24 protein-coding genes and 1 tRNA gene are annotated in these 22,688 nt (G+C 63.8%); 15 read left to right on the top strand and 10 right to left on the bottom strand.

Features of this window, described 5'->3' with window-relative positions:
- Window positions 1-170 precede the first annotated feature (170 nt).
- Window positions 171-2,498 carry a GH92 family glycosyl hydrolase gene (locus JHW41_RS23710; protein ID WP_250451199.1) on the top strand — a complete coding sequence of 776 codons (2,328 nt, stop codon included), beginning with the start codon at window positions 171-173 and terminating at the stop codon, window positions 2,496-2,498.
- 55 nt (window positions 2,499-2,553) lie between these two features.
- Here the strand turns inward: JHW41_RS23710 and JHW41_RS23705 are convergent, their stop codons facing one another.
- On the bottom strand, window positions 2,554-3,705 hold the full coding sequence (locus tag JHW41_RS23705) for an alginate lyase family protein (RefSeq protein WP_250447999.1): 1,152 nt from the start codon (window positions 3,703-3,705) through the stop codon (window positions 2,554-2,556).
- A 392-nt stretch (window positions 3,706-4,097) separates the two neighbouring features.
- Here JHW41_RS23705 and JHW41_RS23700 point away from each other — a divergent pair.
- From JHW41_RS23700 to JHW41_RS23690, 3 genes are all read left to right on the top strand, one after another.
- Window positions 4,098-4,173 (top strand) — tRNA-Ile (locus JHW41_RS23700).
- Between the two features lie 560 nt (window positions 4,174-4,733).
- Window positions 4,734-5,852: a hypothetical protein gene (locus tag JHW41_RS23695; protein WP_250447997.1), complete on the top strand. Its 1,119-nt coding sequence runs from the start codon at window positions 4,734-4,736 to the stop codon at window positions 5,850-5,852.
- Window positions 5,853-5,854: 2 nt separating this feature from the next.
- The gene (locus JHW41_RS23690; RefSeq protein WP_250447995.1) at window positions 5,855-6,565 is read left to right on the top strand and encodes a hypothetical protein; all 711 of its coding nucleotides are present in this window, start codon (window positions 5,855-5,857) and stop codon (window positions 6,563-6,565) included.
- A gap of 15 nt (window positions 6,566-6,580) precedes the next feature.
- On the opposite strand, the gene JHW41_RS23685 is transcribed toward JHW41_RS23690, so the two are convergent.
- The 8 genes from JHW41_RS23685 to JHW41_RS23650 all read right to left on the bottom strand — a co-directional run bounded on the left by JHW41_RS23685 (window position 6,581) and on the right by JHW41_RS23650 (window position 12,165).
- Window positions 6,581-7,270, bottom strand: a complete 690-nt coding sequence (locus JHW41_RS23685) for a hypothetical protein (RefSeq protein WP_250447994.1) — start codon at window positions 7,268-7,270, stop codon at window positions 6,581-6,583.
- Window positions 7,271-7,429: 159 nt separating this feature from the next.
- Window positions 7,430-8,050, bottom strand: coding sequence for a helix-turn-helix domain-containing protein (locus JHW41_RS23680; protein ID WP_250447992.1), 621 nt, complete (start codon window positions 8,048-8,050; stop codon window positions 7,430-7,432).
- 36 nt (window positions 8,051-8,086) lie between these two features.
- On the bottom strand, window positions 8,087-8,539 hold the full coding sequence (locus JHW41_RS23675; RefSeq protein ID WP_250447990.1) for a LacI family transcriptional regulator: 453 nt from the start codon (window positions 8,537-8,539) through the stop codon (window positions 8,087-8,089).
- The gene (locus tag JHW41_RS23670; RefSeq protein WP_250447988.1) at window positions 8,536-9,870 is read right to left on the bottom strand and encodes a recombinase family protein; all 1,335 of its coding nucleotides are present in this window, start codon (window positions 9,868-9,870) and stop codon (window positions 8,536-8,538) included. Before JHW41_RS23670 ends, JHW41_RS23675 begins: the two co-directional genes overlap by 4 nt.
- Window positions 9,867-10,235, bottom strand: coding sequence for a recombinase family protein (locus JHW41_RS23665; protein WP_250447986.1), 369 nt, complete (start codon window positions 10,233-10,235; stop codon window positions 9,867-9,869). The genes JHW41_RS23670 and JHW41_RS23665 overlap by 4 nt, the downstream gene beginning before the upstream one ends.
- Entirely contained in the window at window positions 10,232-10,606 is a 375-nt protein-coding gene (locus JHW41_RS23660) for a recombinase family protein (RefSeq protein ID WP_250447984.1), read from the bottom strand. The genes JHW41_RS23665 and JHW41_RS23660 overlap by 4 nt, the downstream gene beginning before the upstream one ends.
- Window positions 10,603-11,076 carry a DUF2924 domain-containing protein gene (locus tag JHW41_RS23655; RefSeq protein WP_250447982.1) on the bottom strand — a complete coding sequence of 158 codons (474 nt, stop codon included), beginning with the start codon at window positions 11,074-11,076 and terminating at the stop codon, window positions 10,603-10,605. Before JHW41_RS23655 ends, JHW41_RS23660 begins: the two co-directional genes overlap by 4 nt.
- A 150-nt stretch (window positions 11,077-11,226) precedes the next feature.
- Entirely contained in the window at window positions 11,227-12,165 is a 939-nt protein-coding gene (locus JHW41_RS23650) for a hypothetical protein (protein WP_250447980.1), read from the bottom strand.
- A 622-nt stretch (window positions 12,166-12,787) separates the two neighbouring features.
- On the opposite strand from JHW41_RS23650, the gene JHW41_RS23645 reads away from it, so the two are divergent.
- From JHW41_RS23645 to JHW41_RS23605, 9 genes are all read left to right on the top strand, one after another.
- Window positions 12,788-12,994, top strand: a complete 207-nt coding sequence (locus tag JHW41_RS23645; protein ID WP_250447977.1) for a helix-turn-helix domain-containing protein — start codon at window positions 12,788-12,790, stop codon at window positions 12,992-12,994.
- Window positions 12,991-13,452 carry a hypothetical protein gene (locus JHW41_RS23640; protein WP_250447975.1) on the top strand — a complete coding sequence of 154 codons (462 nt, stop codon included), beginning with the start codon at window positions 12,991-12,993 and terminating at the stop codon, window positions 13,450-13,452. Before JHW41_RS23645 ends, JHW41_RS23640 begins: the two co-directional genes overlap by 4 nt.
- Before the next feature lie 40 nt (window positions 13,453-13,492).
- Window positions 13,493-14,317: an ATP-binding protein gene (locus tag JHW41_RS23635; protein ID WP_250447973.1), complete on the top strand. Its 825-nt coding sequence runs from the start codon at window positions 13,493-13,495 to the stop codon at window positions 14,315-14,317.
- A gap of 13 nt (window positions 14,318-14,330) precedes the next feature.
- Window positions 14,331-14,930: a hypothetical protein gene (locus JHW41_RS23630; protein ID WP_250447971.1), complete on the top strand. Its 600-nt coding sequence runs from the start codon at window positions 14,331-14,333 to the stop codon at window positions 14,928-14,930.
- A gap of 201 nt (window positions 14,931-15,131) precedes the next feature.
- Complete coding sequence (locus tag JHW41_RS23625; RefSeq protein ID WP_250447969.1) at window positions 15,132-15,353, top strand: DUF6511 domain-containing protein; 222 nt, start codon at window positions 15,132-15,134, stop codon at window positions 15,351-15,353.
- A 14-nt stretch (window positions 15,354-15,367) separates the two neighbouring features.
- Window positions 15,368-16,102, top strand: a complete 735-nt coding sequence (locus tag JHW41_RS23620; protein ID WP_250447967.1) for a hypothetical protein — start codon at window positions 15,368-15,370, stop codon at window positions 16,100-16,102.
- A complete protein-coding gene (locus JHW41_RS23615) occupies window positions 16,099-18,399 on the top strand; it encodes a phage/plasmid primase, P4 family (RefSeq protein ID WP_250447965.1) in 2,301 nt (766 codons plus the stop codon). The genes JHW41_RS23620 and JHW41_RS23615 overlap by 4 nt, the downstream gene beginning before the upstream one ends.
- Window positions 18,392-18,991: a crossover junction endodeoxyribonuclease RuvC gene (locus JHW41_RS23610; protein WP_250447963.1), complete on the top strand. Its 600-nt coding sequence runs from the start codon at window positions 18,392-18,394 to the stop codon at window positions 18,989-18,991. Before JHW41_RS23615 ends, JHW41_RS23610 begins: the two co-directional genes overlap by 8 nt.
- On the top strand, window positions 18,991-19,416 hold the full coding sequence (locus tag JHW41_RS23605; protein ID WP_250447961.1) for a DUF6362 family protein: 426 nt from the start codon (window positions 18,991-18,993) through the stop codon (window positions 19,414-19,416). The genes JHW41_RS23610 and JHW41_RS23605 overlap by 1 nt, the downstream gene beginning before the upstream one ends.
- Window positions 19,417-19,625: 209 nt before the next feature.
- On the opposite strand, the gene JHW41_RS23600 is transcribed toward JHW41_RS23605, so the two are convergent.
- Window positions 19,626-19,934: a hypothetical protein gene (locus tag JHW41_RS23600; RefSeq protein WP_250447959.1), complete on the bottom strand. Its 309-nt coding sequence runs from the start codon at window positions 19,932-19,934 to the stop codon at window positions 19,626-19,628.
- A 339-nt stretch (window positions 19,935-20,273) separates the two neighbouring features.
- On the opposite strand from JHW41_RS23600, the gene JHW41_RS23595 reads away from it, so the two are divergent.
- Window positions 20,274-21,518, top strand: coding sequence for a site-specific DNA-methyltransferase (locus tag JHW41_RS23595; RefSeq protein ID WP_250447957.1), 1,245 nt, complete (start codon window positions 20,274-20,276; stop codon window positions 21,516-21,518).
- Window positions 21,518-22,660 (top strand): DNA cytosine methyltransferase, encoded by a 1,143-nt coding sequence (locus JHW41_RS23590; protein WP_428995422.1) that lies wholly within the window; start codon window positions 21,518-21,520, stop codon window positions 22,658-22,660. Before JHW41_RS23595 ends, JHW41_RS23590 begins: the two co-directional genes overlap by 1 nt.
- Window positions 22,661-22,688 lie beyond the last annotated feature (28 nt).

Raw genomic sequence — 22,688 nt, 5'->3', positions numbered from 1 at the left:
CGGCTTTGCGGCCGACCGCCGTCCCCTTCGAGCCTTCCCGTCGCACCGGTTCGAACGCGCCAGGGCGCGAACGTTCCGGTCCGGCCTTAGACGGAGTACCCCGGATGACCCGGCCGGTCCAGTCCCGCACCTCCCGTTCCCGTCCCGTATGGTCCCTGGCCGCCGCCGCCATGGCGCTGGCCGCGGGCGTCCTCGCCGCGCCGGCCGCGCTGGCGACCGGCGCGGCCGCCGACGCCGGCCGCCGCGCGTTCGAGGCGGTCGACCCGTTCATCGGCACCGGCGGCGAGGGCCACACCTTCCCGGGCGCGACGGTGCCGTTCGGCATGATCCAGCTCAGCCCCGACACCGAGATCAAGCCGCGCAAGGAGGCCTACGGCTGGGCCGCCGGCTACCGCCACGGCGATCCGACCATCGTCGGCTTCTCCCACACCCACTTCTCCGGCACCGGCCACTCCGACCTCGGCGACGTGCTGGTGATGCCGATCGCCGGCGAGGTCAAGCTCGAACGCGGCGATTCGAAGATCGCGCGCAGCGGTTACCGCTCGGCGTTCCGCCACGACGACGAGGTGGCCCAGCCGGGCTACTACGCGGTCACCCTCGACGACTACAAGATCCGCGCCGAACTGACCGCGAGCGAGCGCGTCGGCGTGCACCGCTACCGTTTTCCCAAGGGCCAAGCCGCGCACGTGCTGCTGGACCTGCGCACCAGTCTGTACGACTACCCCGGCAAGGTGCTGTGGTCGCGCGTGCGCCTTCGTCCGGACGGCACGGTCACCGGCTTTCGCGAGACCCGCGGCTGGGCGCCGGGCCGGCAGCTGTATTTCGCCATGCGCTTCTCGCGCCCGGTCAGCGGCCACGCCTTCCACGACACCGAGGCCGACGTGGCCTACAAGGGCTTCCCGCCGCCGGGCGAGAAAGCCCCGACCCGGCGCGCGCAGATCGAAGGCCGCCAGCTCGTCGCCAGCCTCGACTTCAAGGACGCGCCGGGCCAGGAGCTGATCGTCAAGGTCGCGATCTCGCCGGTCGGCGAAGACAGCGCCATCGCCAACCTCGACGCCGAAGTGCCCGGCTTCGATTTCGACCGCGTGCGCGCGCAGGCGCGCGAGCGCTGGAGCCAGGCGCTGTCGGCGATCGACGCCGAAGGCGACGCGGCCGCGCGCAAGAGTTTCTACACCGCGCTCTATCACACGCTGATGGGACCGAGTCTGTTCATGGACAGCGACGGCCGCTATCGCGGGCCGGACAACGCGGTGCACGAAGCCAAGGGCTTCCGTTACCACTCCACGTTCTCGCTGTGGGACACCTATCGCGCGCTGCATCCGTTGCTGACCCTGGTGCAGCCGGAACAACGCAACAGCGACTTCGTCAATTCGCTGCTGGCCTCGCGCAAGCACAGCCCGTACGGCGTGCTGCCGGTGTGGTCGTTCCACGGCCAGGAGACGTGGTGCATGATCGGCTACCACGCCGTGCCGGTGATCGCCGACGCCTACATGAAGGGCATCCGCGGCTTCGACGCGAACGAAGCGCTGGAGGCGATGGTCGCCAGCGCCGACTACGGCCCCTACGACGGCATCGCCCAGTATAAGGAGTTGGGCTACGTGCCGATCGACGAGGAAGGCGAAGCGGCGTCGAAGACCTTGGAGTATGCGTTCGACGACTGGACCATCGCGCGCATGGCCGGGGCGATGGGGCGCAAGGACGTCGCCGCACGATTCGAAAAGCGCGCCGGCAACTGGCGCCATGCATTCGACCCGGCGAGTGGCTTCATGCGCGCGCGCAAGCGCGACGGCAGCTTCCGCGAACCGTTCGATCCCACCGCCAGCGGCTACGGCAGCGACTACACCGAAGGCAACGCCTGGCAGTACTCGTGGTACGTGCCGCAGGACGTCGCCGGCCTGGCGAAGGCGCACGGCGGCGCCGACAAGTTGATCGCGCGGCTCGACCAAGTGTTCGAGGCCAAGGTCGATCCGAAGATCTTCGCCCACATGGAAGACATCACCGGCCTGATCGGCTGGTACGCGCACGGCAACGAGCCCAGCCACCACGTCGCTTATCTGTACGGTTACGCCGGCCAGCCCTGGCGCACCCAGGAGCGGCTCAAGCAGATCATGGCCAGCCAGTACGCGCCGCGGCCCGACGGCCTCGCCGGCAACGACGACCTCGGCCAGATGTCGGCCTGGTACGTGTTCACCGCGCTGGGCTTCTACCCGGTGGCGCCGGCCAGCAACGAGTACGTCATCGGCCGGCCGTTCCTGCCCAAGGCCACCTTGAACCTGCCCAATGGCAAGCGCTTCAGCGTGATCGCCGAAGGCCTGGACGAGGCGCACACCTACATCGGCAGCGCCACGCTCAACGGCCAGCCGCTGGATCGCGCGTTCCTGCGCCACGAGGAGATCCTCGCCGGCGGCGAACTGCGCTTCGTCATGCAGGCGCAGCCGAACCGCGAATGGGCGAGCCATCCCAAGCAGTTGCCGTACTCGATGAGCGCCGCGCGCTGAGCGCGGCGACGCGTGCGTCGGCGCGGCCGCCGACGCACGCCAGGCGCGGCAAGAATCAGAAGTCGTCGCGTCCGTGCGTCGCCGCCGACCAGCCGATGAACTCGGCCGCGTTGCCGTCCGGCCGACCGCGCTTGGTCGCGTTCTGGAAATTCGGAATCGGCGTACCGCGGTTCATGTAGCCGTTGACCGCGATCTCGCTGTAGCCCGGATACAGGCCGAACGACCGGCAGTCGCGCACGCCTTCGCCGTACAGGATCGACTTGGCCATGTACTCCAGCCCGCGCGAGAACCGCGGCTGTGGCTCGTTGCCGACCTTGAGCAGCCACACGCTGGTGTCGCCCTGGATCGTCGCCATCTCCGCCGCCTGGGCGATGCCGGCCAGCGAATACTGCGGATGGTGGCAATCGCGCGCCGCCAGTTCCTGCACCTCGCCGCTGCTGTAGACGATGCCCGGGATCAACTGCTTGATCCGGTTGAGCCCGGCGTTGTAGCGATTGGCGTCGTCCTGATAGACCCCGGTCGCCATCATCGCCAGCGCGCCGGACACGCCCCAGTTGTTGGTCCGGCTCGAGGCCTGATTCGCGTACCCGTACAGCTTGTTGAGGTAGCCGTTGAAGCGATCCTGCGACGCCTGCGGCCAGCCCGCCGCGCCGCCGTCGTGATGACGCAGGATCTCCGCCGCGCTGGCCCACACCGGCAATCCCCACGCCGCCTCCAGCCACGCCTGCGGCGCATCGGTGCCCGGCGCCAGCGTGAAGCCGGTGAACTTCGCCGACCACGCATCCAGGATCTGCACCGCCTTGTCGCGATTGCGCGTATCGCCGGTGACCGCCCAGCGCAGCGCGTTCAAGTACGCCGCGAACCCATCGTTCTTCCAGCGCCCCTCCTGCGGCCCGCCGGCCGCGCGCACCACCTCCACCGTCGCCAGCGCCTGATGCGCGTAGGTGTGCGAACCGCGGTTGTCCTGCAGCAGGCGGTTGTAGCCGGTCTTCATCGCGCTGCCGTTGCCCGATTGCACCGCGGCGCGGATCGAGGCGAGGCGGTTCTGGGTCATCAACAGGCCGGGGTGCTTGAACGGCGGCACGGCGGCGGTAGCATCGGGAGCGGCGCCGCTGTAATCGGCGGCTTGAACGGAACCGGCGGCCCCGGCGAGCAGGGCCAAGGCCAAGGCCAGGGCGTGGAAGCGGAACGGAGTCGTGCGCGGCATAGAAACCTCGTTGATGGATCGGGCGGCACCGGGCGCCCGCCGACATCGCGGCGAGTCCGGATCGTGAGCCCCCCATCAGTGCGCGACCCGCCCGGCGTCGCCGCCGTCGCGTCCCGCCGCGCCGGACCGCGGCAAACGCCGCCGGCGCAGGCACGCGTCTGGCGCGCGTGTCGACGCCATGCTGCCCGAGTCGTGGGCGCGAAAAATGCGACTGGCGCTGGGCAAGTCGGGCAGCCGAAATCGTATAAAGGCGAGCGGATTCGCAGTTCGGCGGGGTTGTGGCGAACCGCCGAGTCGGCGTGGCTGAGGCGGTCGGGTCCCCGAACGGCCGCGGGACGGCGACGCCCCGGGCTGACTGGACCGCGGCGCTGCTTTAGAATCCCGGCTCTCGCGGGCCTATAGCTCAATGGTTAGAGCAGAGGACTCATAATCCTTTGGTTCCAGGTTCGAGTCCTGGTGGGCCCACCACAGCAATAACGGGGCGCGTTTCTCTCCCTGAGTTTCGCCCAGAAAACGCCCTATTTCCCAGGGTTTTCAACTATCCCTCGGACTTGGAGAGAGGCCGAAACTCGCCAGTTGGCGAAATTTTCGCCACGGTTGCCTCTCTCTTCTCAGCACCTCTGGACCCGGAACCAAAGGGGGCATTTTTTGTCCGTTTGGAATCAAGCGGTTAGCCATGGACTTTTAGAGCCTTTTCCTGCGGTAGAGCCTTTGAGAGGACTAGGGAAAAACTCTATAAAACCAAGGGCTTCCGGAGCGAGGCTCTGGCGGTCGATTTTTTTGACGCAGTTCGAGCCCATCCGCTGGGGCCCGGGTAGACTACCGTCGCCGAGACGACACTCGACGTTGACGACAGGGAATGTGAGCCCATGGCGCTGATTACATGCAAGGACTGCAAGGCACAGACCAGCACCACTGGACTGGCGTGCTCCCAGTCCGGTGCCACGCACGAGAAGATCTCCAGGTGCATAGTCGCCATTGCGCCGACCACTAGCCTCTAGATCCCACACCCACGCTGGACCAGGCCAATGGCAACTCGACTTTGCGCGCCCCTCGACAAAATACCAGAGGCGTTAGAGAAAACCGGATTTATCCTAGAGCACGCAGTGGCGGAAGAATTCAAGCGTGCGGGCTGGTCCACCATCGGTGGTCGCTACTACGTTGACGATGTCGATGGACGCGCTCGTGAACTCGATCTTGTGGCCTATCGCATACACAAATCAGACGATGTCGAGGTGGTGACTGCTGTATTAGTCAGTTGCAAGAAGGATGCTGAAACTACGTGGACATTTTTAACTAAGGATAGACCCAGGCAGGACCCCAACTTTGATTGGAACCCCGCGCATTACTGGACTGATCTCCAGCCTCTCCAAACGTATCTAGCCAGCGTGCCCTGGAAGGATAAGTATATTGATGCGCTCGGCGAGTTGTATGTCGGTGCTTTCAGAGCGGAGCGGGACGTGTTCGCCTTCCAGCAGGTCTCGACGCAAAGCGTCGTTCCACGGAATGACAAGGCAATATTTGACTCGATTGCGACGCTAATGAAGGCGCTTGACCACGAGGTTCAAGCACTTCCGAGTCGGGTTAAGACGCGCAAGCGGCTGTACATGTTTTTTCTTCTCTCCGTCGTCGATGCACCTCTGGTGGATGTCCGATATAACGGGCTCGCGGCCGAAGCGGTAGAGATAGAGAGGATCACATACCTATGCCGCTACATGGTGCGGAAAAGGGAGCTGTCTGCATTGGTTCATTTTGTCCGTAGCGATAGGCTCGGCGAATACATCAAGTCTCTGACTAGGTTGGCAAAAGCAAATGGTAAGTACATGCAATCTCTTGTTGCATCCGCTTATGATGCGATCAAGTCAGATGAAAGCGTCCAGGCGTACTTTAGCGCCCGACTACGTTCGCGAATTGCGTGGAGACTTGATCGATTTCTGTCAGACCGCATGCTAAAGAACTTTAGCGTGGGAGAATTCGGTCTCAGGTACGTTGGCGAAGTGTTGCAGATTGAGATAGATGTAGACGACGATGAAGTTCTCGCGGACTTGAATAAGGATGAATTCGTTCTGGACGCTACGCGTGTAGCGTTGCGTGATATAGCAAGATACTCGGGTGCGTTTACCTTCACTTGGAACATTCCCTTTTAGACATGGCACTGACCACCTGCAAGGAATGCAAAGCCCAGATTAGCGCCACCGCCCAGGCGTGCCCCCAGTGCGGAGCCAAGCCCAAGAAGACGTCTGGTTGCGCCATCGTGATCTTGGTAGTGATCGGATTTGGCGTTTTGTCGATGATGGCGAAGGGCTGCTCAGACCAGGTGGACACCCCTAGCGCGCCCTCGCAGGCCCCGACCGCAACGCCGGCAGCGCCTGCAGTTCAGCTTGACCCTGCGGCCAAGTTAACCGAGGCCGTCCAAACCGTCGACGGCGTAGAGGCGCGGCTGAAGGAAAATGCGCAGAAGCTGAAGAAGTACTACGGCACGAAATCGCAGCTGGAAGATTCCACTGCTGATCTGCTCAAGCTCGGGCTGGTTCGCGCGCAGTACGAGAAGTCTAAGGTGAAAGCCGAGCGAGCGTTAGCAGCCCGGGCTGATGCGCTGTTTACAAAGGTTGGGCAACAGCAGCGAACGATCTATGCCTCGACTATTGAGGAGAACTTCATTAAGAATGGCTTGGACATCCGTACCAGCGTTGAAGGTTCGAAGAAGGATCATCTGCGCCTGAAGTACGTACTGATGTCGAAACCGCTCGTCTACAAGTTCCAGAACGAGATGAAATTGGACGAGCAGGCTAAGGTTTTTGGGTTCACCAAGCTGATTTACTCGGATGGGTACAACGAGAGTTGGACGGTGGACTTGTGAATGCGATCCGATGGGCTACTCGTTCTCTTTGCCATAGTAGTCCTCTCCGGCGAGGCGTTCTTGTTGCCAGTACTCGATCTCTTTGTCCATGCCTTCCCGGTCGTGAAGCCTGACGTCAAAAAGCTCTCTCTCCTCCCAGTGGTCGAACGTCCGCTCTTGCATGATGCGGATGATCTCACCTGCGGGCATGCTGCGATCGATGAGGCTTCGAAAGCCTAGATCGAACCAGCTATCCATGGACTCTTCATTGGGCAAGTTGTCCAGCACCCATTCCCCGGTATAGCGCTCCGGCGAGTACTCCAAATGGTCGACTTCGTCTTGGAGGGTCCAGATGCCCTCGGCGATACGTTTCTCGCGACGTTCCTCGTAATCGCGGAAGTGCTCTTCATACGTATAGGTCGTGTTGCTGTCGCCCTTCCAGTCGTACCAGCGAATGCCAATACCAACTGCCTCCCAGCGGGTAAGAGCGGCCACAAGCGCCGCCTTGGTAGGAGCGAAAATCCATTCATAGGAGTTCAGGAAGTTTTGGCCCGTGGTTAAGCCGACTCCTTCTGCCGAGAACGGCCGACTCTCGCGCTGCTCAGCCCAGCACCGCTCCAGGGCCGCGAGGGTCGGTAGGCGCACGAAGAAGGCATCGCCGGACAACGGCACTCGCTCGGGCAGCGGAATGTCGATGGATCGGGTCGGTTTGTTGTGTTGTTTCATTGCGCCCCCTGGCTAGAACGAAGCCATAGTAGCGACTAGTCAAGGGAGGTAAGGTAAAGAAAAATTAACCTAGTGCCGCCGTGTACTGGGCGCAATGGGGTTGCGGCTCAGCGCCCGCCGAGGTTCGGCGGGGCTAAGCTTGGCTTCATAGCTGGATGATCACTGGCCCGCGGCCGCTGCTCTGGCGCTTTTCGCAGATTGATTTTTGAGCGAGCCTTTCCTGCCGCTGGTCGCGGCGGCCTTCTTAGCCGAGCGCCGCGCCGATGTCTTGCGATCGGCTTCATTAACGGGCGGCAGCTTTCGAGAAGCTCGCTTGGTCACCTTTCCGGCGGCTTTGGCCTTGGGAGCATGCTGGGCCAAAAGCTGATCGACCTGTCGCTTTCCTAATTTCCGCACCAGCGCCAGTTTCTCGATGGAGGCCTGACGTGGCCGGCTGGCGCCGCTTTCCCACGTAGCGATGGCGGGGGCGCTCACGCCCAGCAGGGGCGCAAAGGCAGCCCGCGACAGGCCCAGGCGCTTGCGCAGCTTCAGCAGGCCTTTGGCCGAGAACCGTACCTGACCAGCCGAGCCGTCCCCGCTGGCGCCCGCCGGCAGCGCAGGCGTTTTCGACCGCCCGGCCGCGTTCAGCGCTTTCTGCAGCTTGGCGATATCGAGCTTCAGAGCCGCTATGCTCTTGCGCTGAGCTGCGACCTGCTGGCGCAGTGGATCGACCTGGGCGCGAACTTCCTTTCGCGTCAAGCGCGCGACTTCACTTTTCAGTACCGAAGCGATGTTGGGCATGGAGCATCCTTATTTTGTTCACGTTAGCAGGGTAATTCATCGGGCACTTGGGCGCCAAAACGCACCTTTTCGATGCCGGAGCCACTCGAGTTGTTCCGGCCAAAGCAGGGGAAAGCCCACTGCGATATCCGCAAGCCGAATGTCGGGCAGCGTGTCGTCAAGAATGGCTTCGATAATCTCGGGTGCCAGGAACGTAACGTTGATCATTCGAGCCACGTAGCTGGGATCAGTCCCGTTCTTCTCGGCGATCTCCGTCATGGACGGGACATCCCCCGCGTCCAGCATTTCGCGCCAGCGAAAGCCTCGTGCGAGCGCCTGTTGCATCGCGGTCAGTTCCGGCGGCGTCCCGGTGACGGGGACCGCGCCAGAGCGCAGTTTGCGTTGTCCCGAACGCCGCCGGAGTTGAATGGGCACCAGTACCGCAGCGGCGCCGTCGCTGGTTTGAACGACGCGTGGTCGACCCCCGGGGATAATGGTGGCGGCGGTCATGCAGCCCTACTTTCGCCCGCGCCGGGGAAGAGCTGAAAGCCGAGCGGCTGGAGCCGGATTTCCACTTGGTCCGGTGTCACAATGACCTTCTCCACAAGCTGGGTGACGAGCCGCCGTTGCTCAGCGGGGAAGAGCGCATCCCAGATGCGATCCGTTCGCCGGAGGGCGACGGTCACTGCCGCCTCGTCCAGGGACGGAGCCTGCTCGCGCACGTAGCCCAACACCGCGCTGCTCATCTGTGGGGCCCGCATGACATCCCGCAGATGGGCGACGACGAGGGCCTCGATCTCGCTGGCGGGCAAACGCGGCAGGGTGGACTTTGCGGCGCGCCCGCGTTCCATAAGCTCTTGGGTAAGGTAATAGCGATACATTCGGCCGCTGGCGCTGACCGTGTGCCAAGGACTTAGCGCCCGGCCGGTGGCGTCGAACAGCAGTCCTTTCAGCAAGAAATCGACGTTGGCGCGTGCTTGGTTGGCGCGGGTGCGGCCGTTGACCTTCAAGATGGCCTGCGCCTGCCCCCACGTCTCGGTGCTGACGATCGCAGGGTGGGTGTTCTCGAACTCCATGTCGCGATGCTTGATGTGCCCCAGATACGTGCGGTTGTGCAGGATCTTGTGGATCGCGCCCTTGTCGAGGACATGCCCCAGCAAATTCCGGCCGGCGGCGGTCGTCCACGACTTGTTTCGGTACTCGTGGACCAGCGCATCCTCGGCCACCTTCTGGATCGACCGATGCTCAATAAAGCGTTCGAAGATCCAGCGGACCCGTTCGGCCTCGCCCGTATTGACGGCCAGGCGCCGGTCCTTGATGTCGTAGCCGAGCGGCGGGATGCCGTGCATCCACAGGCCCTTGCGCTTGCTGGCGATAAACTTGTCGCGGATACGTTCGGAGGTCAGCTCGCGTTCGAACTGCGCGAACGTCAGCAGAATGTTCAGAAGCATCCGCCCCATCGCGTCGGTGGTATTGAAGTGCTGGGTGACCGAGACGAAGGTGACGTTGCAGCGTTCGAACACTTTGACCAGTTCCGCGAAGTCGAACAGCGATCGGCTCAGGCGGTCCAGCTTGTAGGCCACGATGACGTCGATTCGGCCGGCCTCGATATCGGCGAGGAGCCGTTTTAGTGCAGGCCGCTCCAGGGTTCCGCCGGAGAAACCGCCGTCATCGTAATACTCGCTGACCTGAACCCATCCTTCGGTTCGACGGCTGGCGATGTAGGCTTCCCCCGCATCGCGTTGCGCGTCGATGGAGGTGTAGGCCTGGCCCAGCCCCTCCTCGGTGGAGACGCGGGTGTAGACCGCGCAGCGCAGGCGCTTTGCGGGTAGGGCGTTCACGCCGCGATCCTCACGATGATGGCGGGCTGGGCGCGACATTCGATCACCAATACCTCATGTTTCCGGAAGAATCGCAGCAGCGCGTCCGCGTCGGGGCCGGGAACGCTCAGATGGTCCCAGTGATTGACCGCGATGCAGTCCGTTTCACCTTCCGCGACGGATTGGAGAAGTCGTTGGAATGCGGGCCGCACCTGCGTGCTGGGACAAAACCCATTGTCCGCATAGACGGTGATCTCAGGCGGCACATCGGCGCAGCGCAGAACCGTGTCCATGACAACCGCGCGTTGATAGTCGATTTGGATTGGGTTCTGCGTATGCGTATGGCAGTAGATAGCGATGCGCAGCGGATTGGCGTTCTCGTTCATGCGGCGGGCTCCGTAGCGAGATGGGCGGGGAAACGGAAGGGAGTCTTCGCCACCACGACCTTCGCATTGGCTTGTTCGAACCGGGATTGCAGGCGGAGGTGATCCAGATGGACCTGAGTCAGTCGGCAGGGGCTGGTGACGACGATGGTGCGAACGTGACCGCACCACACGTGATGGAGCAGAGTCTGGAGCGCGGGGCGGGCCAATGTTCTCCCTGTATAGCCGTCGTCGCTGTAGGCCACTGTGGCGGTCGCGCCTAGCACCGTGCGGGCGTACTGGATCGCCTCCGCGCACTGCTCGGCAATCGACTTTGGATCGGGTTCGCCGCTGCGCGCGTAGATGGCGACGGGGCAAAATGGCGTCAGTTTCATTTCCTTCCTTCCTTGCGATGGTGGATGCCGCGCAGGCCAAAGAACGCCGGGCCCGACCACTGCGTTCCGGTGATCTGGCGGGCAATTGCCGACAGGCTGCGATAGGCTTGTCCGGCGTACTCGAAGGTGCCGTTGTCGAGCACACGGACCGAGTGCAGGACACCCTGGTATTCCCGCGTGAGAACGGTGCCTTGTCGTGCCGTGCTTCCGCTGCGCGGTCGAACACGCCCGGTATCTATCAAGTGGCGGATACGCCGTTCGTTCGAGGACAGAAGTTCACCTTTGTCGTGGCGGGCGGCTTCCTCTTGCAGGCGATGCGTCAGCCGACGTTCGACATATCGACGATTGTTGATGCCAGGCTCGCGACCGAACAAGTCGGCCCACAGGGCTTTCAGTTCGATCCATTTCATTCCTTCCAGCGCGGCGATCTTCGCTGCAGTGTCGATGTGCCCGCGCGATTTGGGTTTCATGTGTCTCTCCGGTTTTGGTTGGGGGGAGGCACATAGACCCTCGGTTCCCGCGCGTTATCAAGGTCCACGGGCGTGGATTTCGCGTGAATTCCGCGAAGGCGAAGGACGCCGCGTGCGATCAACTGCGCAACCATGCGAAGGCGCGCGAGTTCAGTCGATTTGGGATTGGTCATCTTGGAGTTCGACATTGTTGGGTGGTGCGTCGATTACGCGCGGAACAGCTTCTTTCCTGATCCAAACGTGGCCGTGGCCGCTGTCGATAAATCTGCGGACTTCGTCGGAGAAAATCTGGCTCAGGCTGGTGATCTGCCGCGAGTACTTGCACTCTTCGGCAAGCTCTCGCCAGTCGAACGAAGGGAAGCCGATCGCATGCTTCTCCTTAAGCAACCGCATGAAGCGTTTCTGCTTACGCCGAAGTACCAAAGTCTCGCCGCCCAGGATCAAGCGGTTGTACGGCGGCTCCAAGGTGAACCACAGCGGAAGCGGCGCGGTCACCACGGTCCCGAGGCGACGGTGATTGAGCTGGATGCCTTCGGTCTCGATCCTGATCGCTTCATCCATGGGAATCACAATGCGGTGGCTGGTGGAGATCTGATCGTTCAACAGCAAGCTCGAGGTGATGAGAATCTGGCGCGCGCTCTCCTCCTGCCCGAGGACCGCTTTGATCCCAAGCTGATCGATGTGCCAGCCCGAACGCAGCAGGTAGACGGGTGCGCGTCCAGCACTTGTCGTCGTGGTTGTCAGTCGCCATAGCCGCTCCGGGATCAGTTCCATGGGTACGGCCGTGGGCCCACTGAGGAGCCGGGCGAACGTGGACGGAAGCCAGGGAAGGCGGATCTGCACGGACATGTGGTCGGAGATCAGCTCCACTTGCTTGCTGCCGCACGTGCCGCAGGTCACCTCGGGATCTGCCCACAAAGGCAACTGACGCGGGTGCTGATCGCCACAGGCATGGCAAAGCACCTGTCGCGTTCGCCGCGGAGGCGTGAGCGCACCGAGGTCTACGAATTTGCTCATGGCCCAGCCGTCGTAGGGCAGCAGGGCACTGGCCGGTTCGATTTCGAACCAGCTAATGAATCGGTCAAGCACGTTACGTCCCTACCAAATGAGCGGGCAAAAGCTGCCCGTCGGGCTGACAACGCCCGAAAAAGCGGAAGCTGCTTTGATATCGAAGAGGCGGAAAGTCTTCCGCTTTAAATGGGTATCAGCTGTTGTGCAGTACGCGACCGCGAGCGATCGCATAGACGTCGCGCCACGAGGGCTGCGAGTGCGTGGTGATGCAGAGAGAGGTCTCGGTCACCGAGAAACGTCGCCAGACTGGCGACTTGAAACAATCCGTTGCGCATAGAGGGCCTTTGGGGGCAAGCCACTTTCTTGTTGTTTGATCGTGTTGCTGAATCAAGCCTAGCCTGCGGTCGAACGCGCACGCAACCGCACATGCGCGTCGGTCAACCCTTTGTTCGCGCGAATGCCGGTTTGATTCATCTTGCGTTCTGATTCGGGCCGTTTTTCGTCCGATTTTGTGAGCAATCGGCCGCGATTGCTAGCCTCGCGCACGCCAACTTCTAGCAAGATTGCTATCCGAACAAGCGGGTTGCGGTTGCTCGCGCATTGCTCATGTATCGCTAGCTCGTTGCCCTCTTACGTCGCTAGCCACGCTTGGTGGACGCTTGTTGCACGGCATGACAAGCCGATCACAAGGAGCAGCGGCATGGGTACGGGACATCTTTCGACCGCCGAGTTGTCGAAGCACTGGGACATTCCCGAGAAGACGTTGGAGCGGTGGCGATGCGAAGGCATCGGCCCTCGCTACATGAAGGTTGGGCAGCACGTTCGCTATCGACGCGACGACATCGAGCAGTACGAAGCTGCGTCGCTCCGGAGCTCGACCGTCGAGCGCGCCGAGGTTCCGGCATGACGGCGTTGCCGTACCAAAGCCGGTCGGCGTCGGACCTGGCGAAACTGGACGTCGAGGTTCTGTACCAGCTGAAACGGTCTGCGGACGCCGCGGTCGCGAGCGCCCGCGCCGACGCGGATGCAATCGACCAGGCCCTGGATCATCGATACCGGCAGTTGGCGGCGGATGCGCGGCGGGCCGCGGGCAAGGACACCGGCACGGTCCACTTGGTCGACGGTGACCACCGGATCAGCGTCGAACTGCCCAAGCGAGTCGAGTGGGATCAAGCGCGGCTCGCCGCGATCGTGGAGCGCATCCGGGCAGCCGGGGAAAACCCCGGCGAGTTCGTGGAGATCAGCTACCGGGTCAGCGAGGCCAAGTACAGCGCGTGGCCGGCGTCAATGCGCGCTTCCTTCGACTCCGCCCGCACGCTCAAGCCGGGCAAACCGGTGTACCGCTTGGCACCGGCCCAAGACTGAAAAATTGACGAAAGTCTCAAATTCTGGAGATAGGTAGAGCATGTTGCCGATCATCACGGCGGACCAGCGGCTGGCCGAGCCGCGGGGCGTCAAGGGCGTCCTGGTCGGGCGTTGGGGCCTGGGCAAGACGTCCCAATTGTGGACGCTCGATGCGGGATCGACGCTCTTTGTCGACATCGAGGCCGGCGACCTGGCCGTCAAGACTTGGCCTGGGGACAGCCTGCGGCCGCGGACGTGGGAGGAGTGCCGCGACATCGCAGTTTTGCTGGGCGGCCCCAATCCTGCGCTTCGCGACGACCAGCCTTTCAGCGAAGGGCATCACGCCCAGGCATGCCGTCGATACGGCGATCCGGTGACTCTGGCGAAGTACCGGACGCTCTTCATCGACTCGATCACCGTCGCCGGGCGACTGTGCTTGCAATGGTGCAAAGGCCAGCCGCAGGGATTTTCGGAGCGTACTGGGAAGCCGGACGCGCGCGGTGCCTACGGGCTGCTCGGGCAAGAGATGGTGGGTTGGCTGACCCACATCCAGCATGCGCGCGCAAAACACATTTGGTTCGTCGGCATCCTCGATGAGCGCACGGACGACTTCAACCGGCGCGTCTATGAGTTGCAGATCGACGGTTCGAAGACCGGCCTGGAGCTGCCCGGCATCGTGGACGAGGTGATCACGCTGGCTGAAGTTCCCGCCACCGAGGGCGCCGCGTACCGCGCCTTCGTCTGCCACACCGCCAACCCCTGGGGCTACCCCGCCAAAGACCGATCCGGTCGTCTCGACGTCGTGGAGCCGCCGAACCTGGGCCAGTTGATGGTCAAGCTCGGCGCGCCCGAGGCCGCAGCACCGAACCCGCCGTCCACCCAATAGAAGAAGGTCAACCATGTCCTCCGCTTGGAACAATTTCAACGACGCCGAGAGCCCGGCGTTCTCCCTCATTCCGAAGGGCACGCTGGTTAAGGTGCGCATGACCATCAAGCCCGGCGGCTATTCCGACGTCGCCAACGGCTGGCTGCACGGCTGGGCCTCGCGCGGCGACACCGGTGCGGTCTATCTCAACGCCGAGTTCGTCGTGCTAGAGGGCAAGTACGCCCGCCGCAAGCTGTGGACGCTGATCGGCCTGCACAGCCCGAAAGGTCCGACCTGGGGTCAGATGGGCCGCAGCTTCATCAAGGGCGTCCTCAACTCCGCGCACGCGCTCCACCCGGACGACATGAGCGCCGCAGCGCAGCAGGGGCGATGTATCGAGAGTTTCGGCGATCTCGATGGCCTCGTGTTCGCCGGCAAGGTGGATTGGGAGAAGGATAGCTACGGCGAAGACAAGGCGGTTATCAAGGTGCCGGTCATGCCGGAACACCCGCAGTACCGCGAGGTGATGGGCTCGGTGCAGCCGGCGCCCGCCGGGACCGCGTCGGCCCACGTCGCGCAGGCGTCGTCGCCGACAGCACCTACGCCGACGAGTCGCCCTGCTTGGGCGAGCTAGTGCGCGGCGATGACGTCGTGCTGGGGCTGTGGCCGGCCGGCGCGCGGCCTCGGTCATCTGGATCTGCGCCGCCGCGTCGCTGACCCACGCCGCGCGCCCTACCGATGGGCGTTCTGCTCGGCGACATGCCAGAACGCCTTCCACCAACTCTATATGACCCGATACCGGAACGATCCGGCGTCGGTGGAGGAGCTTTTGCCCGTGACCCACCCACTCTCCCACGACGCGCAGCGCGCGTGCCTGCGCGCGCTGGCCGCCGAAGCGGACCGCGTCGGATTCGACGTGCCATTGGCGCAGTACACGCAGGCGCAGGCCACCCGCGTGGTCGAGGCGATCACTACCGCCTATGAAGCCGCCTTACGCCAGCGCTCAGAACCGCGGGGAACGCCCGACGCGCCGTTTGATGATCCGATCCCCTTCTAGGCTCCTGCCGCGCCATGCTCGATTTCAACTCGCATGACGTCTCCGAGCATCTCGCCGGGTTGATCGATGCCGCAATGGAGCGCGACGCCGCTATCCATCCGGCTCGTGCCTATCTGGGCGCATCCAGCCTGGGGGAGGAGTGCAGCCGCCGGCTTCAGTTCCAATTCTTCGACGCGCCCAAGGACTTCGGTCGTCAGTTTCCGGGCCGCTTGCTGCGCGTGTTCGCGCGCGGCCATCGCGTCGAAGACTGGATGGCCGATTGGCTGCGTCTGGCCGGGTTCGACCTGCGCACGCGCAACGACCACGGCGAGCAGTTCGGATTCGCGGCAGCTGACGGGCGCGTGCGCGGCCACGCCGACGGTGTGATCGTCGGCGGCCCCGCCAGCTTCCGCTATCCAATGCTCTGGGAAAACAAGGCGGTCGGCGTCAAGACGTTCCGCGAGCTGCAGAAGAAGCGACTGGCTGCGAGCCGGCCGGTCTACGCCACCCAGATCGCGCTGTATCAGGCCTATCTCGGCCTGCACGAACACCCCGCGCTATTCACGGCCGTTTGCGCCGACGACATGACGATCTACGCCGAGCGCGTCGTATTCGACCGCGGCTTGGCGCAGCGCGCGTCCGATCGCGCCGTCGAAATCTTGCGCGCCTGCGACGCCGGGGAACCACTGCCGCGTATCAGTACCACCCCCACCCATCAAACCTGTCGGTCCTGCCCATGGCAGGACCGTTGCTGGAGGCTGCCCCATTGACTAGCTGGACCGATTTCAACGATGCCGAGCCTGATCTCGAGCCGAAGGCGGCGCGGCCTGCACGCAAAGAAGTGCGTCGGCAATTGCTTTACCGTCTCGACGGCGTGCTGCAAGCACTGTTTCCGAAGGGGAAAGCCAAGCGCGGCAAGTTCACCATCGGCGACATCCACGGTGCGCCGGGCGACAGCCTGGAAGTAGCGCTGGATGGCGACAAAGCCGGGCTGTGGAACGACCATGCGACGGGCGATGGTGGCGACATCTTCGACCTGATCGCTGCGCACGCTGGATTGGACGCGCGCGACGACTTCGCCATCGTCCTGGCGATGGCCGCGGAGCTGGCCGGCCATGTGCCGGTGCCCGTGGCCGGGGAGTCCGGCAAGCGGCGGCAAACCGAGCCGGCGATGGACGATCTGGGCCCGCACACCGCGCGCTGGGACTACCTGGACGCGGACGGCGAGCTGATCGCCTGCGTCTACCGCTACGATCCGCCCGAAGGAAAACAATATCGCCCTTGGGATGCCAAGCGTCGCAAGCACCAAGCGCCGACGCCGCGGCCGCTGTATAACCTGCCGGGCATCGCCGCATCGACTGAGGTCGTCCTGGTCGAAGGCGAAAAATCCGCGAATGCGTTGATCGAGCGCGGCGTTTGCGCGACCACGTCGATGAACGGCGCCAACGCGCCAATCGAGAAGACCGACTGGTCGCCGCTGTCGGCTAAGCACTTGCTGGTCTGGCCGGACAAGGACAAGCCGGGTTGGGAGTACGCGATGCAGGCTGCGCAGGCGGCGTTCAGGGCCGGCGCCGATTCCGTTGCGGTTCTGCACCTGCCTGACGATCGACCGCAGGGTTGGGATGCGGCCGATGCCGCCGGGGACGGCTTCGACATCGACGGCTTCCTGCGCGCGGGCGAGCGCACGTTCTTGTCGCCGGGCAACGACGATGCACCGCCGTCGATTGACTTCGCAGGCTTGGACTGGAGCAGCGACGACGGCCTCGGCTTGGCTTTCACCCGCCACTACGCGGACGATTGGCGCTACTGCGCTGCGTGGGGGCAGTGGTTGAGCTGGACCGGCACGCGCTGGAATCCGGACCGGACTCTGGTGGTCCAGCACCTGGTGCGCGGCGTCTGCCGTGCCGCACAAGCCTTTGCGGACAAGCCCTCGCAGCGCTCGAAGCTGGCTTCGGCTTCGACGGTCGGCGGCGTCGAACGCCTTGCCCGCAGCGATCCGCGCAACGCCTCGTTCGCCGAGGATTGGGATCGCGACCTGTGGGCGTTGAACACGCCGAACGGCATTGTCGACTTGCGCACCGGCGCGCTGCGTCGGCATGCCCGCGGCGAACACATGACCAAGCTGACCACCGCCAGCCCGAAGGGCGACTGCCGGACGTGGCGCAACTTCCTGATCGATGTGACGGGCGGCGACGGCGCCTTGGAGGCGTACCTTCAACGTGTTGTCGGCTACTGCCTGACCGGCGTCACCCGCGAGCATGCGCTGTTCTTCCTGTACGGCACCGGCGCTAACGGCAAGTCCGTGTTCGTGAACACCTTGGCGACGATTCTGGGTGATTACGCTACGAACGCTCCGATGGACACCTTCATGGAGGCGCGGCACGACCGGCACCCCACCGAACTGGCCGGCTTGCGCGGCGCGCGCTTTGTCGCCGCCAGCGAAACCGAACAGGGCCGGCGCTGGAACGAGTCGAAGCTCAAGGCCATCACCGGCGGTGACAAGATCAGCGCCCGCTTCATGCGCCAAGACTTCTTCGAGTACATCCCGCAGTTCAAGCTGGTCATTGCCGGCAACCACAAGCCGGCGATCCGGAACGTGGACGAGGCGATGAAACGGCGTCTGCACCTGGTGCCGTTCACGATCACCATCCCGCTCGAGCGGCGCGACGGACGCCTCACCGAGAAATTACTCGCCGAACGCGACGGAATCATGGCGTGGGCGGTGCGCGGTTGCTTGGAATGGCAGCGTGCCGGCCTGCGCCCACCGCAATGCGTCATCGACGCCACCGACGAGTACTTCGAGGGCGAAGACGCGCTCGGCCACTGGATCGAAGAACGTTGCTATCTGCACATCGAAGCCCGCGCCATGGTTGCCGACCTGTTCACCGACTGGCGCGAGTGGGCGGAGGCCAACGGCGAGTTCGTAGGGTCCGTCAAACGCTTCTCCGACCTGCTCGCCACTCGCCAGTTCAAGAAGCACAAGGGCACGAAAGGGGCTCGGTACCTGCTAGGCCTCAGCCTCAAACCGAAATCGTTCAACCACTACGGAGGTGCCCGCCATGACTGAAATCAACGACTTACCCGAGCGGGTGGCGGATTCGGCAGAAGTGCCGGTTACTCCTTATATGCGTGTGCGCGCGCGTCTCAACGGATTAACCGGCAAACCTGCCGAATCCGCCACCCAGGGCTATCCCCGGTCCGGTACGCCTACGATCATGGCCCTCGATCTGGGAACAACCACGGGATGGGCAATCCGTTTCCTGGGGCTGACGACGAGCGGGACGATGAGTTTCAAACCGGGACGATTCGAGGGCGGAGGAATGCGGTTCCTTCGATTCGCTCAGTGGCTGCATACACCGGACTGCTTTCCTTCCCCGATGTACGTGTATTTCGAAGAAGTGCGACGGCACCGGGGCGTCGACGCCGCTCATGCCTACGGCGGCTTCCTGGCGCAGCTCACCGCGTGGTGCGAGCAGCACAGCGTGCCTTACCGGGGTGTGCCGGTCGCCACGATCAAGCGATTCGCGACGGGGAAAGGGAATGCGGATAAGGCCGCCATGATCCAGGCAATGCGGCAGCGCGGGCACGCGCCCGTCGATGACAACGAGGCCGACGCGCTCGCCTTGCTGCATTGGGTAATCGCCCAGGAAGGAAAGTAATGGCCACGATCTGGACATTGCAGAGCATCACAGATCGCTTCCACGAAGCCGCCGTGACAGCGCGGCGGCTTCCGCCAGCCAGGGTGCAGGGCTATGCCGCGTTCTGGCCGGACATCCATCGGCAGTCGTGGGAAGGCTACGCCGACGAGCGCATCGTCCTGCGGTTCACGGCGTCGCCTGGCGCCATCGATCGCTTCGGCGAGACGGTGCGCTGGCTACGGTGGCTGGACGAGGAGCAACGGCGGTTGGTCTGGTTGCGGGCGCAGTACGTGCCGTGGCGCGAGGTCTGCGAGCGCACGGGTCTGATCCGCAAGACAGCCTGGCGACGCTGGCAACATGCGCTGACGCTGGTCGCGGTGCATCTCAACGGCCCGCTCCCGCGCTTTGCCCAGGTCGATCAGAGGGAAATGCACACCGAGATTTGATCGTTGGGGGCGGATGGGTAGCGATGAGGTCGGATGCGAATTTTGCTGGTGTCCCAAACCCTCGGCTTTTGCCCTAGTCTGATCCCCATGCTGAGCGCGCTGTGCCATGAACGCGGCGCGATCGCTAGGGCCAGTCCGGAGTGCCTCCGCCGCCTCCTCCACTCCGGGCTGGCCCGCTCTCTTTCAAGCATCTCCGCTGCGGTGCATGGTCACTCAGTCCGCATCTGTGATTCGGAAACGGCACTGCGAGGTGCGTCGTCGGACGCGATCGCACATGCCAGAACGTCCGAGTCGGCACGACAGAGGCCGAAGCGGTTAAGCGAAGCGTTTTCTATGACGGGTGGGCTTTTGCCTACCCAGAAAAAGGAAACGAGTACCGTTTCCCCTTCTATGCGTTCCATGCGCGGGCCAATGACCCCCACTACGCTATCGATGACTGCCTCGGCGAGTTCGCCCAAAGGAAACTCATTGAAGGCGGTGTGCCCAAAACGCTTAAGCGCAATCAACTGCCGAGTCATAGCTTCCTCCCTCGGGACGGGGCCGGCCGGAGCAGGCGCGACCACGCCACTCGCCATGGATCACATATTTACGTTGCCAGCGGCACTGTGAATATTCCCTAGACGCACACAGCGCGCGCGACAGGCGGCGTGTGCGGCCCGGAATCACGCAACGGTGAAACCCCGGCTGGACGGACCGCCGCCCACAGCACGCCGCACGTCGCGCGCCTTGGCCGGAAATCGTGGGTCCTACCTGAGCATTTCGTGAAGCGGGGGGCGTAGCCGCAAAACCCCGCTAGTGTCAAATCTTCCTTCCGGGTTTGCAGCCGCTGCAAACTCGGGTTCGCATCGGTATTGCCCTTGACCCTTCAGATCGAACAGCGCGCCATCGGCGCGCTCATCCCTTATGCGCGAAATGCGCGCACGCATTCCGAGGTGCAGGTCGCGCAGATCGCGGCAAGCATCGCGGAATTTGGCTGGACAAATCCGATCCTGGTCGATGGAGCCAACGGCGTGATCGCCGGCCACGGCCGGTTGCTCGCTGCGCGCCAGTTGGGTCTGAACACCGTGCCGGTGATCGAGCTGGCCCACCTCACCAGCGCGCAAAAGCGCGCCTACATCTTGGCCGACAACCGCCTGGCCGAGAACGCTGGCTGGGACGATGAACTGCTGGCCTTGGAATTGGCTGAGCTGCGCGACGCCGAATTCGACCTGGACCTGATCGGCTTCTCGGATGAGGAGATCGATGAGCTGCTGGGCATCGGCGAAGACGCGGGCCTGACCGACGAGGACGCAGCGCCTGAGCCGGAGCCCGAGCCGGTCTCCAGACGAGGCGACGTATGGATCTGCGGCAACCACCGAGTGATCTGCGGCGATGCGACGTCGGTCGAGGACTACGCCGCGCTGCTGGGCGATGAGCTGATCGACATGACCTTTACCGATCCGCCCTACAACGTGGACTACGCCAACAATCCGAAGGACAAGCTACGCGGCAAACACCGTCCGATCCTCAACGACAACCTGGGCGACGACTTCGGCGCCTTCTTGCAAGCGACCTGCACCGAGATGCTACGCGTGACGAAGGGCGCGATCTACATCGCCATGGCGTGCTCGGAGCTGGACAGGTTGCAGGCGGCATTTCGCGCTGCCGGCGGTAGATGGTCGACCTTCATCATCTGGGCTAAGAACAAATTCACACTGGGCCGCGCCGACTACCAGCGGCAGTACGAACCCATCCTTTACGGCTGGCGTGAAGGCACCGCCCGGTACTGGTGCGGGGCGCGCGACCAAGGCGATGTCTGGTTCATCGACCGCGCCAACAATAACGATCTGCATCCGACGATGAAGCCGGTGGTGCTGGTCGAACGAGCGATCACCAACAGCAGCAAGAGCCGCGACCTGGTACTCGATCCGTTCGGCGGCTCGGGCACGACCATGATCGCCTGCGAAAAGACCGGCCGCCGCGCGCGCCTCATCGAATTGGACCCGAAGTACGTCGATGTCATCGTCCGGCGCTGGCAGGATTACACCGGTAGGCAGGCCGTCCGTGCATCCGATGGCGTCGCGTTCATCGCGGCGGACTCGGAGGCCGAGGACGCTGCCTAATGGCGGTCTATTACAACGAGATCGATCCGTACCTGTGCCAGTGGCTGAAGAACTTGATGACGGCGGGCATTATCCCGGCCGGCGACGTCGATGACCGCGACATCCGATCTGTTTCCGCAGACGATGTCCGCGGCTATGCCCAGTGCCACTTCTTCGCCGGGATCGGTGGGTTCGCCTACGCCGCCCGACTCGCGGCCTGGCCGGACGAGGCGCCGCTGTGGACCGGAGGGTTCCCCTGCCAGCCGTTCAGCGTCGCTGGCAATCAGCGTGCACAGGCCGACGACCGTCACCTCTGGCCGGAGCTGCATCGCCTTATTGCACAAGCGCGACCCGCTCTATTCCTGGGCGAGAACGTTGCTGGCCTCATCCCGCTGGGCCTCGACGGAGTTCTCGCTGACTTGGAAGGCGAAGGCTACGCCAGCCGGGCGATTGTTGTTCCAGCTTGCGCCGTCAACGCACCGCACCGACGAGACCGAGTCTGGATCGTCGGGCAGCGTCTGGCCGACCGCAGTCGCGAACGACGACAACAAATTCCCCGAGGCGCACTTGGCGATGAAGCGCCGGATGCCGGGCGGGCCGCGCCAAACGATCACGAGCCTGCAGGTAGCGGCGAAGGCGGTCTGGCCGACCGCGACCGCGAACGATCCGGAGAAACGCGGCGACTTTGCGGCCGAGCGGCGCAACGGGTTGCCGGGGGTGGTGAAGGCGGTCTGGAGCACGCCGCGTGCGAGCGACGGGGAGAAGGGCGGTCCCAGACAGTCCTTCGGAAGCGGGGCGATCGCGCCGCTGCCGGCGCAGGCGCACGAGAGTTCCAAGCAGGAGAACGCGTTAGCGTTGAAGCGGCACCCGATGGTATCGGCGGTACAGACCGCCCTGTACTGCGACCGTCTGGGTCTGGCGCCGCCCGCGTTGTGGGCGACGCCGACGGCGCGGGATCACAAGGATGGCTGGAGCTATGGCAGCGCTCCGCACAATGGCCAGCTTGGGCGACAGGTCGAACCCTCGCCGGCCGGCGGGTTCCTGAATCCGGAATTCGTCTTCTGGCTCATGGGATACCCGCCCGAATTCCTCGCCTGCGCGCCGCCGGCAATGCGATCGTCCCGCAGGTCGCCGCCGAAATCTTGAGGGCGTTGCGCCCCTGACGCCGCGCAGCGCGCGGCGCCAGGGCGA

This window comes from Lysobacter enzymogenes (assembly GCF_023617245.1).
Classification (GTDB): Bacteria; Pseudomonadota; Gammaproteobacteria; order Xanthomonadales; family Xanthomonadaceae; genus Lysobacter; species Lysobacter yananisis.
Note: the sequence above shows the minus strand (reverse complement) of the source record. Positions and strands in the feature narration are given on the sequence as shown.

Bases quoted from the DNA above. Each gene is read 5' to 3' on its own strand.
- JHW41_RS23710 (WP_250451199.1), top strand. From the start codon at position 171: ATGGCGCTGGCCGCGGGCGTCCTCGCCGCGCCGGCCGCGCTGGCGACC.
- JHW41_RS23705 (WP_250447999.1), bottom strand. From the start codon at position 3,705: ATGCCGCGCACGACTCCGTTCCGCTTCCACGCCCTGGCCTTGGCCTTG.
- JHW41_RS23695 (WP_250447997.1), top strand. From the start codon at position 4,734: ATGGCAACTCGACTTTGCGCGCCCCTCGACAAAATACCAGAGGCGTTA.
- JHW41_RS23690 (WP_250447995.1), top strand. From the start codon at position 5,855: ATGGCACTGACCACCTGCAAGGAATGCAAAGCCCAGATTAGCGCCACC.
- JHW41_RS23685 (WP_250447994.1), bottom strand. From the start codon at position 7,270: ATGAAACAACACAACAAACCGACCCGATCCATCGACATTCCGCTGCCC.
- JHW41_RS23680 (WP_250447992.1), bottom strand. From the start codon at position 8,050: ATGCCCAACATCGCTTCGGTACTGAAAAGTGAAGTCGCGCGCTTGACG.
- JHW41_RS23675 (WP_250447990.1), bottom strand. From the start codon at position 8,539: ATGACCGCCGCCACCATTATCCCCGGGGGTCGACCACGCGTCGTTCAA.
- JHW41_RS23665 (WP_250447986.1), bottom strand. From the start codon at position 10,235: ATGAACGAGAACGCCAATCCGCTGCGCATCGCTATCTACTGCCATACG.
- JHW41_RS23660 (WP_250447984.1), bottom strand. From the start codon at position 10,606: ATGAAACTGACGCCATTTTGCCCCGTCGCCATCTACGCGCGCAGCGGC.
- JHW41_RS23655 (WP_250447982.1), bottom strand. From the start codon at position 11,076: ATGAAACCCAAATCGCGCGGGCACATCGACACTGCAGCGAAGATCGCC.
- JHW41_RS23645 (WP_250447977.1), top strand. From the start codon at position 12,788: ATGGGTACGGGACATCTTTCGACCGCCGAGTTGTCGAAGCACTGGGAC.
- JHW41_RS23640 (WP_250447975.1), top strand. From the start codon at position 12,991: ATGACGGCGTTGCCGTACCAAAGCCGGTCGGCGTCGGACCTGGCGAAA.
- JHW41_RS23635 (WP_250447973.1), top strand. From the start codon at position 13,493: ATGTTGCCGATCATCACGGCGGACCAGCGGCTGGCCGAGCCGCGGGGC.
- JHW41_RS23630 (WP_250447971.1), top strand. From the start codon at position 14,331: ATGTCCTCCGCTTGGAACAATTTCAACGACGCCGAGAGCCCGGCGTTC.
- JHW41_RS23620 (WP_250447967.1), top strand. From the start codon at position 15,368: ATGCTCGATTTCAACTCGCATGACGTCTCCGAGCATCTCGCCGGGTTG.
- JHW41_RS23610 (WP_250447963.1), top strand. From the start codon at position 18,392: ATGACTGAAATCAACGACTTACCCGAGCGGGTGGCGGATTCGGCAGAA.
- JHW41_RS23605 (WP_250447961.1), top strand. From the start codon at position 18,991: ATGGCCACGATCTGGACATTGCAGAGCATCACAGATCGCTTCCACGAA.
- JHW41_RS23600 (WP_250447959.1), bottom strand. From the start codon at position 19,934: ATGACTCGGCAGTTGATTGCGCTTAAGCGTTTTGGGCACACCGCCTTC.
- JHW41_RS23590 (WP_428995422.1), top strand. From the start codon at position 21,518: ATGGCGGTCTATTACAACGAGATCGATCCGTACCTGTGCCAGTGGCTG.